This is a genomic window from Pseudomonas baetica, from assembly GCF_051216495.1.
Lineage (GTDB): Bacteria > Pseudomonadota > Gammaproteobacteria > Pseudomonadales > Pseudomonadaceae > Aquipseudomonas > Aquipseudomonas baetica_B.
The window spans coordinates 1-10,943 of the sequence record NZ_JBPKAM010000146.1; the positions used below are offsets into that span (position 1 = coordinate 1).

General features: G+C 60.6%; 13 protein-coding genes. 8 read left to right on the forward strand and 5 right to left on the reverse strand.

Annotated elements, in window-relative coordinates; genetic code table 11:
- Positions 1 to 80: 80 nt before the first annotated feature.
- Positions 81 to 1,019: a class I SAM-dependent methyltransferase gene (locus tag ACSFE6_RS29030; RefSeq protein ID WP_435430822.1), complete on the reverse strand. Its 939-nt coding sequence runs from the start codon at positions 1,017 to 1,019 to the stop codon at positions 81 to 83.
- A gap of 230 nt (positions 1,020 to 1,249) precedes the next feature.
- Here ACSFE6_RS29030 and ACSFE6_RS29035 point away from each other — a divergent pair, with 230 nt between their 5' ends.
- The 5 genes from ACSFE6_RS29035 to ACSFE6_RS29055 all read left to right on the forward strand — a co-directional run bounded on the left by ACSFE6_RS29035 (position 1,250) and on the right by ACSFE6_RS29055 (position 4,320).
- Positions 1,250 to 1,867 carry a cytochrome b/b6 domain-containing protein gene (locus ACSFE6_RS29035; protein WP_435430823.1) on the forward strand — a complete coding sequence of 206 codons (618 nt, stop codon included), beginning with the start codon at positions 1,250 to 1,252 and terminating at the stop codon, positions 1,865 to 1,867.
- Positions 1,864 to 2,637, forward strand: coding sequence for a molybdopterin-dependent oxidoreductase (locus ACSFE6_RS29040; RefSeq protein ID WP_435430824.1), 774 nt, complete (start codon positions 1,864 to 1,866; stop codon positions 2,635 to 2,637). The genes ACSFE6_RS29035 and ACSFE6_RS29040 overlap by 4 nt, the downstream gene beginning before the upstream one ends.
- A 50-nt stretch (positions 2,638 to 2,687) precedes the next feature.
- Positions 2,688 to 2,951, forward strand: a complete 264-nt coding sequence (locus ACSFE6_RS29045; protein WP_435430825.1) for a pentapeptide MXKDX repeat protein — start codon at positions 2,688 to 2,690, stop codon at positions 2,949 to 2,951.
- A 202-nt stretch (positions 2,952 to 3,153) separates the two neighbouring features.
- The gene (locus tag ACSFE6_RS29050; protein WP_435430826.1) at positions 3,154 to 3,561 is read left to right on the forward strand and encodes a response regulator; all 408 of its coding nucleotides are present in this window, start codon (positions 3,154 to 3,156) and stop codon (positions 3,559 to 3,561) included.
- A 99-nt stretch (positions 3,562 to 3,660) separates the two neighbouring features.
- Complete coding sequence (locus ACSFE6_RS29055) at positions 3,661 to 4,320, forward strand: HAD-IA family hydrolase (RefSeq protein WP_435430834.1); 660 nt, start codon at positions 3,661 to 3,663, stop codon at positions 4,318 to 4,320.
- A gap of 107 nt (positions 4,321 to 4,427) precedes the next feature.
- Here ACSFE6_RS29055 and ACSFE6_RS29060 read toward each other — a convergent pair whose 3' ends face one another.
- Both ACSFE6_RS29060 and ACSFE6_RS29065 read right to left on the reverse strand, forming a co-directional pair.
- The gene (locus tag ACSFE6_RS29060) at positions 4,428 to 5,087 is read right to left on the reverse strand and encodes a methyltransferase family protein (protein WP_435430827.1); all 660 of its coding nucleotides are present in this window, start codon (positions 5,085 to 5,087) and stop codon (positions 4,428 to 4,430) included.
- Positions 5,084 to 6,028, reverse strand: coding sequence for a GlxA family transcriptional regulator (locus ACSFE6_RS29065; RefSeq protein WP_435430828.1), 945 nt, complete (start codon positions 6,026 to 6,028; stop codon positions 5,084 to 5,086). Before ACSFE6_RS29065 ends, ACSFE6_RS29060 begins: the two co-directional genes overlap by 4 nt.
- A gap of 124 nt (positions 6,029 to 6,152) precedes the next feature.
- On the opposite strand from ACSFE6_RS29065, the gene ACSFE6_RS29070 reads away from it, so the two are divergent.
- Positions 6,153 to 6,944 carry an SDR family NAD(P)-dependent oxidoreductase gene (locus ACSFE6_RS29070; RefSeq protein ID WP_435430829.1) on the forward strand — a complete coding sequence of 264 codons (792 nt, stop codon included), beginning with the start codon at positions 6,153 to 6,155 and terminating at the stop codon, positions 6,942 to 6,944.
- 176 nt (positions 6,945 to 7,120) lie between these two features.
- Entirely contained in the window at positions 7,121 to 8,029 is a 909-nt protein-coding gene (locus ACSFE6_RS29075) for a pyridoxal-phosphate dependent enzyme (protein WP_435430830.1), read from the forward strand.
- Positions 8,030 to 8,082: 53 nt separating this feature from the next.
- Here ACSFE6_RS29075 and ACSFE6_RS29080 read toward each other — a convergent pair whose 3' ends face one another.
- Together ACSFE6_RS29080 and ACSFE6_RS29085 are read right to left on the reverse strand one after the other, a co-directional pair.
- On the reverse strand, positions 8,083 to 8,403 hold the full coding sequence (locus tag ACSFE6_RS29080) for a DUF2388 domain-containing protein (RefSeq protein ID WP_435430831.1): 321 nt from the start codon (positions 8,401 to 8,403) through the stop codon (positions 8,083 to 8,085).
- A 201-nt stretch (positions 8,404 to 8,604) separates the two neighbouring features.
- Positions 8,605 to 9,636, reverse strand: coding sequence for a GlxA family transcriptional regulator (locus tag ACSFE6_RS29085; protein ID WP_435430832.1), 1,032 nt, complete (start codon positions 9,634 to 9,636; stop codon positions 8,605 to 8,607).
- 292 nt (positions 9,637 to 9,928) lie between these two features.
- Here ACSFE6_RS29085 and ACSFE6_RS29090 point away from each other — a divergent pair, with 292 nt between their 5' ends.
- Positions 9,929 to 10,867 (forward strand): cyclase family protein, encoded by a 939-nt coding sequence (locus ACSFE6_RS29090; RefSeq protein WP_435430833.1) that lies wholly within the window; start codon positions 9,929 to 9,931, stop codon positions 10,865 to 10,867.
- Positions 10,868 to 10,943 lie beyond the last annotated feature (76 nt).

A 10,943-nucleotide genomic window follows, 5' to 3' on the forward strand; every position in this document is an offset into this window, starting at 1 on the left:
GCGCGCGATGCACCCGAGAACACAGGGGGGCACCAGGTACCCACCGTCATCGTTGGCGCCCATCGCGAGCAAGCTCGCTCCTACAGGAGGGTGAACACCAACGCCTTCAACCCACACTCCACATCCGCATCCGGAAACTCCGGCGGATTGTCCAGCCGCTGCTCGAACCGCAGGCTCGGCGCTTCGCGGGTGACGCCTTCGATGAGGAAATCCGCGCCGAAGGCCGGGTCGTTCATGCAGGCCAGTACCGTACCCTGCGCGGTGAGCAATTCCGGCAGGCGGCGCAGCACGCGTTGGTAATCCTTGGTCAGCAGGAAGCTGCCTTTCTGAAACGACGGCGGGTCGATGATCACCAGGTCATACGGCCCTTTGCCGATCACCTTGCCCCAGGATTTGAACAGGTCATGGCCGAGAAAGGTGACCTTGCCCAGATCGTGTCCGTTGAGCCGGTGGTTGTCGCGACCACGGCTCAGGGCCGGGCTCGACATGTCGAGGTTGACCACGTGCGTCGCTCCACCTTCGATGGCCGCCACCGAGAAGCCACAAGTGTAGGCGAACAGGTTCAGCACCCGTTTGCCCTGGGCATTGGCGCGCACCCAGTCGCGGCCATAACGCATGTCGAGGAACAGGCCGGTGTTCTGCTTGCGGCCCAGGTCCACCCGGTACTTCAAGCCGCCTTCGGTGATGGTCAGTTCGTCGATCTCGTCCCCCAGCAGCCATTCGGTGGTGCTTTGCAGCAGGTAGCGATGTTGCAGCAGCAAGGTGTGTGCACCGGATTGCGTCCACTGGGCTGACTGGGTGATTGCCATCAGCAGCTGCTTCAAATCCTCCAGCTGCGAAGACTCCGGTTCCTTGAACAACGCCACCAGTACCACGCCCTGCAACCAGTCGACGGTCACTTGCTCCAGCCCCGGCCAGCAACGGCCACGGCCGTGGAACAGGCGACGGGTTTCGGTGGGGGCGGACGCGAGGGCGGTCAGCAGGTGTTCGTGGAGCGTGGCGAGGGCTTCGGTGTTCATGGGTTGGGGTCGGCGAATTTGCGGGGGCGGCATTTAACCATAGTTGAGGCATTGCACAGTAATCACAGACGACTCAATCCCTGTGGGAGCTGGCAAGCCAGCTCCCACAGGTTTCCCCTACAGTTTTGAGGATTGTGAGTTATCACGAATTGTTTAACTCTGCGTGAGGATTTGGCGATCTTGTCGCTCCCATACTTGGCTCCAACGAACAACAAACAAGGAGCCCGGACATGTCGCAGTCAACTGCTTCACCCAAGGCCAGCCACCCCCGCTGGCTACGGCTCACCCATTGGCTCAACGCCCTGGCCGTGCTGGTGATGGTCACCAGCGGCTGGCGCATCTACAACGCTTCGCCGCTCTACGATTTCAGTTTTTCCAATTCGATTACCCTGGGCGGTTGGCTCGGCGGCGCCTTGCAGTGGCACTTCGCGGCGATGTGGCTGCTGGCATTCAACGGCGTCCTGTACTTGGCATGCAATCTGTTCAGTGGTCGCCTCAAGCGCCGCTTTTTCCCGGTTTCACCCAAAGGCGTATTGCATGACCTGTGGGCCGCCGTACGCGGAAAACTCGGTCACGCGGACCTCAGTCATTACAACCAGGTGCAACGGTTTGCCTATCTGTTTGTCATGGTGGATATCGCCCTGCTGGTGATCTCCGGGCTGGTGTTGTGGAAGTCGGTGCAGTTCCCGCTGTTGCGTGAACTACTGGGCGGTTACGACACGGCGCGGCATGTGCACTTCATCGCGATGGCACTGCTGGTGGTGTTCGTGGTGGTGCATCTGGTGATGGTCGCACTGGTTCCGAAAACCCTGCTCGCCATGATCGTTGGTCGCAAGGAGCCTGTATGAAAAAAACCAATCTTGATGAATCCTCGATCCTGACCGATGCCCGGAAAATCCTCGCACCGCAGATCGAAGACCGCTCACGCCGCTCGTTCCTGTTGCGTGGCCTGACCCTCGGCGGCGTGGCCATGTTGTCCGGCTGTAACCTGACCGACAGCGAAAGCGTCGAGACCGCGCTGTCGTCCATGTCGCGCTTCAACGATCGGGTGCAGGGCTGGTTGTTCAACCCAAACGCCATGGCACCGACCTATCCGGAATCGATGATCACCCGGCCGTTTCCGTTCAACGCCTTCTACGGTATCGACGAAGCGCCAACGGTGGAGGAGGAGAGCTACCGCCTGGAAGTCACCGGTCTGGTCGCGGACAAACGTAGCTGGCGCCTCGAAGAACTGCGCGCCATGGCGCAAACCGAACAGATCACCCGACACATCTGCGTCGAAGGCTGGAGCGCTATCGGCCGCTGGGGCGGTGTGCCGTTCCGCGACTTCCTCAAGCGCATCGGCGCCGACACCGATGCCAAGTACGTCGGTTTCAAATGTGCCGACGATTACTACACCAGCATCGACATGGCCACCGCGCTGCATGCGCAAACCCTGTTGGCGCTGACGTATGACGGCGCAGTGCTGCCACGCGAGTACGGCTTCCCGATGAAGCTGCGCATGCCCACCAAGCTTGGCTACAAGAACCCCAAACACATCCAGGCGATTTTCGTCAGCAACACCTACAGCGGCGGCTACTGGGAAGACCAGGGCTACAACTGGTTTGGTGGCAGCTGACGGCCGCCAGGCGATTTCACCCGAAACACCACCCTGCAAGGAGTTACATAATGAAAAAGCTGACCACTATCGCTCTGTCCATGTGCCTGGCCGTTGGCGCCGCCTCTGTGTTCGCGGCCACTTCTGTTGATAACGGCAGCATGAGCAAGGATTCGATGTCCAAGGATGCGATGAAGAAGACCGATTCGATGTCCAAGGACGCCATGAAGAAGACCGATGCGATGTCCAAGGACGCGATGAAGAAGACCGACTCAATGTCCAAGGACGCCATGAAGAAAGGCGACGACATGAAAAAGGACGCCATGTCTCAATAAACGCAGTCCCCTGTAGATACTCTGTTCACGGTCAAGCTTTCAGCATGTGTTTTTCGCTGAAAAGCTTGGCCGTATTGCAGGACGCCTGATTTCGTCGCCTTCCTGTATCAAAAATGAATTTCCATCGAGTCCGCCGCTCATACCTGTAGGCGGCGGATGAGAACCCGCGAATTCATTGGCGAACACAGGGAGCGGCACGGTCATGAGTCGAGTACCGACGGCGGGCGGGGACCTTCATGGCGGATTGATTCTGGTGGTCGAGGACGACCCGCTGATCCTGGAGTTTCTCTGTGAAATTCTTCAGGACGAAGGCTATGCGGTGCATTCCCAGAGCAGCGCGGACGCCGCGTCGGTGTATTTGCAGGGCCATGCCGCCGAGGTCGGGTTGTTGCTGACCGACATCACTATGCCTGGCACGCTCAACGGTGCGGATCTGGCCAACCTGTTCGGCGATCAGTGGCCGGAAAAACCGATCATGATCATGTCCGGCTATGAAACCCCGCAAAGCGCTGGCGTGCGGCATGAAGTTTCATTCATCAAGAAACCCTGGGCGCTGGGGCAGTTGCTCGATTGTGTGGACGGTGCCCTCAAATCACGCCGCCCCCTGTAGGAGCGAGCATGCTCGCGATGCACGACAGAACACTGCGGGATGTCAGGCTGCCAGTGTTATCGTTGACGTCCATCGCGAGCATGCTCGCTCCTACAAAGGATCGCCCCTTTGCTTAACGTCCCCTACCGTGCCTTCTTGTTCGACATGGACGGCACCATCCTCACTTCCATTGCCGCCGCCGAGCGCGTCTGGACCACCTGGGCGCTACGCCACGGTGTCGATGTCGAAACGTTCCTGCCCACGATCCACGGTGCCCGCGCCATCGATACCATCAGGCGCCTGGGGCTGCCCGGTGTCGATGCCGAGGTTGAAGCCGCGTGGATCACCACAGCGGAGATCGAGGATGTCGAAGGGGTTGAAGAGGTGGCCGGCGCGGCGCGGTTCCTCAAGTCATTGCCGGCCCACCAATGGGCCATCGTCACCTCGGCGCCGAGGACGCTGGCGCTGCGCCGCATGGCGGCGGCCGGGATTCCCGAGCCGGATGTGATGATCACTGCCGAGGATGTCAGCGTTGGCAAACCTGACCCGGCGGGGTATCGGTTGGCTGCCCGGCGCCTGGGCGTCGAGATTTCCGAATGCCTGGTGTTCGAGGATGCGACGGTGGGAATACTCGCGGCCGAGGCGGCGGGGGCCGATTTGATGATAGTCACGGCGACCCATGAACAGCCGATCGAGACGCCGCATGGGACTTTGGAGCGTTATGACTTCGTTGCCGTTTCTGTGGATGCCGACAGCTCAATCAGGCTGCACACCCTCTAATACTGTGGGAGCGAGCCTGCTCGCGAAGGCGGTGTGTCAGCTAGATCAATGTTGACTGACACTCAGCATTCGCGAGCAGGCTCGCTCCCACAGTGGTTTTGTGTGTATCAGTAGATTTTGGGTATGAGCCGCCAGGTTCGGGCGCAATATGCTTCATATTCCGTACCAAACTGCGCCCTCAGCAGCGCCTCTTCGGAATGAATACGCGCAATCAGCGGAATCAACGTCAACGCCACTAACAACAAACCCACGCTTGAGCGAAACGCCAACGCCCAACCCAGGCCAATGACCAGCATTCCCAGGTAGCTGGGGTTGCGCAGGTGGCGATAGAGGCCATCGGTCACCAGCCGATGCCCAGGCTGTATCGCCACCAGCCCGCTGAAACGCTTGCCCAGTACGAACACCGGCCACAACCGCAGTGCACCGCCGACGATGAACAGCAGCGCCCCGAGCCAGCGTACGCCCTCGCCACCGAAGGTCCAGAAGTCGACGCGGTCGGTCCAGGCCGGCAGGTATCCACTGACCAGGCCGATCACCCCGAAGGCCGGGATCACCCAGCGATTGGCCCGGTCTTCGCGTTCGCCGGAACTCAGGTTGACCTCGGTGAACAGCGACGCGATGGTCATGACCAGGGTCGCCAGCACCACGACCACTAGCGCGCCATGGGAGAAAAAAGCACCGAAGCCACCCAGCCCCCAAACGGCCAGGCCGAGGTAGGCGAGGGTGGTCACGATGGCGAAAAATGCCAGTTTGGCCGAGATTTTCATAACGCCTCCGCTCTTGCACTGCGTCGAATGACCTGCGGCGGTTGCCCGAACGCCCGCAGGAAGGCTTCGCGCATGCGCCGGCGGTCGCTGAAGCCGGTTTCCAGGGCGATCTCATCGAGGGTCAGGCGCCCGCGTTCAAGCATTTGCCGCGCCGCTTCCAGGCGCAGGTTTTCGATGGCCTTGGCCGGCGACTGGCCGGTTTCGGCACGAAAGGCGCGGCTGAATTGCCGTGGGCTGAGCCGGGCCACGTCCGCCAATTGCTCCACCGACAGCGTCTGCGCCAGGTGTTCCCGTGCATAGCCGAGCACGGTCTGGATGCGATCGGATTTCGGCTCCAGCTCCAGCAGCGCCGAGTGTTGCGACTGGCCACCGGCCCGACGGTGATACATCACCAGTTTTTGCGCCACCGCGCGGGCGAGTTCGGCGCCATGGTCCTTTTCCACCATGGCCAGCGCCAGGTCAATGCCGGCGGTCATCCCGGCAGACGTCCAGATCGAACCGTCGACCACGTAGATGCGGTCGGCCTCTACCTTGATCGAGGGAAAGCGTTCCTGCAGTTGTCGCGCATACGCCCAGTGCGTGGTGGCTCGACGTCCTTCGAGCAGGCCGGCCTGGGCCATGACAAAGGCGCCGGAACAGATCGACGCCGTGCGCCGCGCGGTTTTGGCACTGGCGCGCATGTAATCGAGTACCGCTTCGGGTGCCTGTTCGAGGATGGAGTCGCCGCCGACCACGATCACCGTATCGAACACCTGTTCATCGAACACCTCGGTGCCGACCGTCAACCCGCCTGAAGCGCGCAGCGTACGGCCGTCCTCGGACAACACCCGCACGTCGTACAGCGTTTCACCGGCGCTGAAGTTGGCGTATTCGAACACCGGCATTGCCGCCAGCGCCATGGACTGGAATCGGTCGAAAACCACGAATGCCACGCTGATCATCGCGATGCCCTCAAGTATTCATGTCAGAAAAACGTACTTTAAACGTCATTTGCGACACGTGTCAGTGAATTTATAACTGCACACACCCGGCGACAGTCTCGCCTCTCCTTGAAGGACATTGCACATGACACTCTCATCCAAAGGTACCGCACTGATCACCGGCGCTTCGTCGGGCATTGGCGCAGTGTATGCCGACCGACTCGCCCGTCAGGGGTACGACTTGATTCTGGTGGCGCGCAGCCAGGCAAAACTCGATGCCCTGGCCAATCGCCTGAGGGAAGAAACCGGGCGCCACGTACAAGTGGTGGCCGCCGATTTGAAAGACCAGACCGATTTGCTGCGGGTCGAAAAACTTCTGCGCAGTGACGCGAGCATCAGCCTGCTGGTCAACAACGCCGGGGTCGGTGCGGTCATGCCGCTGCTCGCCAGCCCCGTGGATGACATGCAAGACATGATCACCCTCAACATCACCGCGCTGACGCGCCTGGCCTATGCCGTGGCACCGGGGTTCGTCGCTCGCGGCGTCGGGACCGTGATTAACATTGCCTCAGTCGTCGCCTTCGCTCCGGAAGTCCTCAACGGCGTGTACGGCGGGACCAAGGCGTTCGTCCTGGCCTTGAGCCAGTCGATGCACCGCGAACTGGCCGATAAAGGCGTGCGCGTTCAGGCCGTGTTGCCGGGTGCCACTGCCACCGATTTCTGGAGCGAAGCCGGTAACCCGGTGGAAAACCTGCCCCGGGAAATCGTCATGTCCGCTGAAGACATGGTCGATGCCGCATTGGTTGGGTTGACCAATGGCGAAGTGGTGACCATTCCGGGTCTGCATGACGGTGCGCAGTGGGACCAATACGAAGCCCAGCGGCAGGTGCTTTCGGGGTTGATTGGCAATTCCACGGCGGCGCCGCGTTACCGTTGATTCGCGAGCAGGCTCGCTCCCACAGGGTATGCGATAGGCTTGTGGGAGCGAGCCTGCTCGCGAAGGGGCCATTGAAATGTCAGTGACAGGGCAGGGTGAACTAAGCTTGAAACAGGACCGTTCACCGTTGACCCGTGGACACTTCGACGGGTCGCCGGCGTGCAACAGGAGCCGTCATGCTTCACATCAGAACGCCATTGATCCTGCACCCAGGCCTCTCGACCCCGAACCGCCGTATCTGGCTCAAGCTGGAAAACCTGCAACCGAGCGGCTCGTTCAAGCTGCGCGGCATGGGGCTGTTGTGCAGTCAGGCCGCGGCCCAGGGCAAAAAAAGGGTCGTCTGTCCTTCCGGCGGCAATGCCGGGTTCGCCACCGCCGTGGCCGCTGCCAGCCTGGGGCTCAAGGCCTGCATCGTAGTACCGCATACCACGCCGGAAACCACCCGCGCCCGGATCCGCAAAACCGGCGCCGAGGTGATCGTCCACGGCAAGGTGTGGGATGAAGCCAATCAACGGGCAAGGGAGCTCGCTCAGGGCGCGGACACCGAGTACGTGCCGGCCTTCGACCACCCGGTGTTGTGGCAAGGTCACAGCACGATGATCGATGAAATACTCGAAGACTGTCCGCAGGTTGATGCATTGGTGACGTCGGTGGGCGGTGGCGGTTTGCTCGCGGGGCTGCTGACCGGGTTGATCCGTCACCAGCGCATGGACTGCCGGATCGTGGCCTGCGAAACCGAGGGCGCGGCGTCCTTCGCGGCGGCCATGGCAGTAGGACATCCGGTTCGTCTGCCGCGAATCGATACGGTGGCCACCTCCCTCGGCGCTGCTCAAGTGGCGGCGTGGCCGGTGCAACACCTCCCCGATTTTCCCCACGAATGCGTGGTTCTCAGCGATGAGTACGCGATCATGGGCGTGGTGCGTTACGCCAGTGATTTACGCCAGTTGGTCGAGCCTGCTTGCGGCATTTCATTGGCCATCGCCTACCTGGATCATCCGGCGATCGCCGAAACCCACGACGTGGTGATCGTGGTGTGCGGCGGGGTCAGCATCAGCGCGCAACTGGTGGCCGGTTGGGCACGTTGAAGCAAGGCAGGGCCGGACACGCTATCCAGGTGTCACAAGCCCCACCGCGAAGGTTACTGACCTGCGGTCACGCCATCCTGGACGAGTATGGCGCGAGCCAATGCTTCGTCGCTTGCACTATTGAGGTCGGGGTGTTCCTGACGAATTTTCTGCAGAACCTGCTCCAGATAAACGCCGCGAATGGCGCCGCCACTGGCCACGAAGCTGGAGGCGTCGTCCCGGGCGGGGATCATCAGTTTGTCATCCTTGAACGTTGAATACAGCGAAGCGGAAACGCCGGCCGAGGTGGCGACGTCGCCCGCATCCACGTCGGCCAATGCAGAGCCGACAGGTAAACACAGCAGCAGGGAAGAAACGATAATCAGACGGCGCATGACGGTGTCCTCTGAAGCAAAAAGGAAGTGCCTCACTTTTAGGATGTACGGCAGTCTTCAAGAGTTCCGTCTGGATTGGCTATTCCATTGTGGGAGCGAGCCTGCTCGCGAATGCTGTGTGTCATTCAGCATGGATTTTGGCTGACCCGCTCCCTTCGCGAGCAGGCTCGCTCCCACAGGGAATAGGGGTAACTGTGCAAGTCACCGCGAAAACCGGTTGCGATATTCCCGTGGCGAGACCCCCAGGTTGCGCTGGAAGGTCAAGCGCATGCGCTCTTCGTCGCCAAATCCGCACAACCGGGAAATTTGATCGATGTTGCGCTCGGAGTCTTCCAGCAGGCGCCGGGCGGCTTCCACGCGCAATACTTCCACGGCCTTGGCCGGGGTGCGACCGGTCTTGAGCTTGTAGACCCGGGCGAAGTTTCGCGGGCTCATTTGCACTTGCTGGGCGAGGGTCTCGACCGTGAGGTTGCCCTCGGCCAGGTTGTGCGAGATCCACAGGTGCAGGTCATCGAAGGCGGCGCCTTCACTGGTTTGCGCTTGCAGCAATTGGCTGTACTGCGCCTGGCCCCCGGGACGCTTGAGAAACACCACCATTTCCCGCGCCACCTGCAGCGCCACTTCACGGCCGCAATCTTCTTCGACCAACGCCAGGGCCAGGTCGATGCCGGCACTGACGCCGGCGGATGTCCAGACCGAACCCTGCTGTATGAAGATCGCATCGCTGTCGACTTCGATCGATGGATAGTGCTCCTTGAGCATGTCGCACATCTTCCAGTGGGTCGCCGCGCGTTTGCCTTCCAGCAGGCCGGCTTCAGCCAGCAGGAATGTTCCGCTGCACACCGATGCGGTACGTTTGACGTTGTCCGCTGCCTGTGCAAGCCAGGCGACCAGATCCATTGAAAGGTGCATCGCGTCGAGAATCTTCGGTGCGCCGGGGGCGATCAGTGTATCGATCGAATGAACGTCGAAGTCGCTCAAAGACGCAGTGTGTACAGCCAGGCCCTCTGCGGTGTGAATCAGTCCACCGGCCAGGCTAGCGGTGGAAAGCGTATAACCCGGCAGATTGAGCGCGTGCCGGTATCTGGAGGCAGCCCAGAACACGGTTTGCGCACCGGTTAGATCCAGTAGGCCCATTTCCGGGTAGGCGAGGAATACGATCAAGCGCGGTTGGTCGGGTTGAAGTGCGGGCTGCGTTTGGGGGGAGACGGCGGAGCGGGTGATTTCGTTCATGAGCTTCTGTTTTTACGAGTTGGAATAATCTTAATTCGCAAACGGTATAAACGTGAGCGCTGCTGATCGGCTGTCAGGAATCAAGGGCTTTATGGCAGTCGGACCGAAGAAGTTTAGTCCTGTCAGCTGTGCCTGGTTGTAGGTTTTTTGCCCTTCTAAACACACCTCTCATGTAGGAGCCGGTCAGGGGTACTCGTGAAAATCCGGAACAATTGTATTGTCGATCCCTGTCTGTTTCCGCACAAAAGGGCTGCGTACCTTGGGCTCATCGAAACCAGACAAGGACCTCCTCATGCTCAACCGATTGGCACTGCCGTTTGCCCTGATGTTCACCCTCAATGCCGCCCACGCCGCCGATGGCGAAAAATGGTACCCATCGAAATACGGTGCCGCTGATGAAATCGGCGCGGTGAACCTGCTCGATGCCAACTCGGTGCTCAACGCCGCCAAACTGATCAAGACCGGCAAGACCTACCCGCTGGCGGTACCCATCGACAAGAACCTGCCGGCCTTCCGTCATCGCAGTTTTCACCTGACCAACGTCCAGCCCGGCGAAGCGGGTGGCACCTCCATGGGCCCGAACAAGTTCACCTTCAACGATGAACTGGTGGTGGGCTGGACCGGTGTCGGCACCCAGCTCAACGGCATCGGCCACATCGGCATCGACAATGTCTACTACAACGGCAATCGCGCGGCCGACTTCGTCACTGTGGAAGGGGTGCAGAAACTCGGCATCGAAAAAGTCCCGCCCATCGTCACCCGTGGCGTGGTGCTGGACATGACGGCGGTGTACGGCAGCGCCATCGTGCCAGAGAAAACCGAGTTCACCGTCGCCGACATCCAGAAGGCCCTGGACCTGCAAGGCGTGACCATCGAGAAGGGTGATGTGGTGCTGTTCAACACCGGTTGGCTGGAACTGCTGGGCAAGGACAACGAAAAATTTCTCGCGGTGGAGCCGGGCATCGGCATGGCGGCGGCCAAATGGCTGGCGGACAAACATATCGTCGCGTTCGGCGGTGACACCTGGGCCTCGGAGATCTACCCCGGCACCGATGGCCGGGAATTCCCGGTCAACCAGTTCATGCTGGCCAAGAACGGCATCTACAACCTGGAATTGATCGACAGTCGTGCGCTGGTGCGGGACAAGGCATGGACTTTCATGTTCGTACTCGGCCAGCCGCTGTACAAAGGCTCGACGCAGGTCAACATCAACCCGGTGGCGATTCGCTGAAAAAAACTGTGGGAGCGAGCCTGCTCGCGAAAGCGGTGTGTCAGCTGCATCAATGTTGACTGACACACCCTCTTCG

What these genes read in the sequence shown, in the direction of transcription:
- ACSFE6_RS29030 (WP_435430822.1), bottom strand. Translation starts at nt 1,019, where the DNA reads ATGAACACCGAAGCCCTCGCCACGCTCCACGAACACCTGCTGACCGCC.
- ACSFE6_RS29075 (WP_435430830.1), top strand. Translation starts at nt 7,121, where the DNA reads ATGCTTCACATCAGAACGCCATTGATCCTGCACCCAGGCCTCTCGACC.
- ACSFE6_RS29070 (WP_435430829.1), top strand. Translation starts at nt 6,153, where the DNA reads ATGACACTCTCATCCAAAGGTACCGCACTGATCACCGGCGCTTCGTCG.
- ACSFE6_RS29035 (WP_435430823.1), top strand. Translation starts at nt 1,250, where the DNA reads ATGTCGCAGTCAACTGCTTCACCCAAGGCCAGCCACCCCCGCTGGCTA.
- ACSFE6_RS29085 (WP_435430832.1), bottom strand. Translation starts at nt 9,636, where the DNA reads ATGAACGAAATCACCCGCTCCGCCGTCTCCCCCCAAACGCAGCCCGCA.
- ACSFE6_RS29045 (WP_435430825.1), top strand. Translation starts at nt 2,688, where the DNA reads ATGAAAAAGCTGACCACTATCGCTCTGTCCATGTGCCTGGCCGTTGGC.
- ACSFE6_RS29065 (WP_435430828.1), bottom strand. Translation starts at nt 6,028, where the DNA reads ATGATCAGCGTGGCATTCGTGGTTTTCGACCGATTCCAGTCCATGGCG.
- ACSFE6_RS29050 (WP_435430826.1), top strand. Translation starts at nt 3,154, where the DNA reads ATGAGTCGAGTACCGACGGCGGGCGGGGACCTTCATGGCGGATTGATT.
- ACSFE6_RS29080 (WP_435430831.1), bottom strand. Translation starts at nt 8,403, where the DNA reads ATGCGCCGTCTGATTATCGTTTCTTCCCTGCTGCTGTGTTTACCTGTC.
- ACSFE6_RS29060 (WP_435430827.1), bottom strand. Translation starts at nt 5,087, where the DNA reads ATGAAAATCTCGGCCAAACTGGCATTTTTCGCCATCGTGACCACCCTC.
- ACSFE6_RS29040 (WP_435430824.1), top strand. Translation starts at nt 1,864, where the DNA reads ATGAAAAAAACCAATCTTGATGAATCCTCGATCCTGACCGATGCCCGG.
- ACSFE6_RS29090 (WP_435430833.1), top strand. Translation starts at nt 9,929, where the DNA reads ATGCTCAACCGATTGGCACTGCCGTTTGCCCTGATGTTCACCCTCAAT.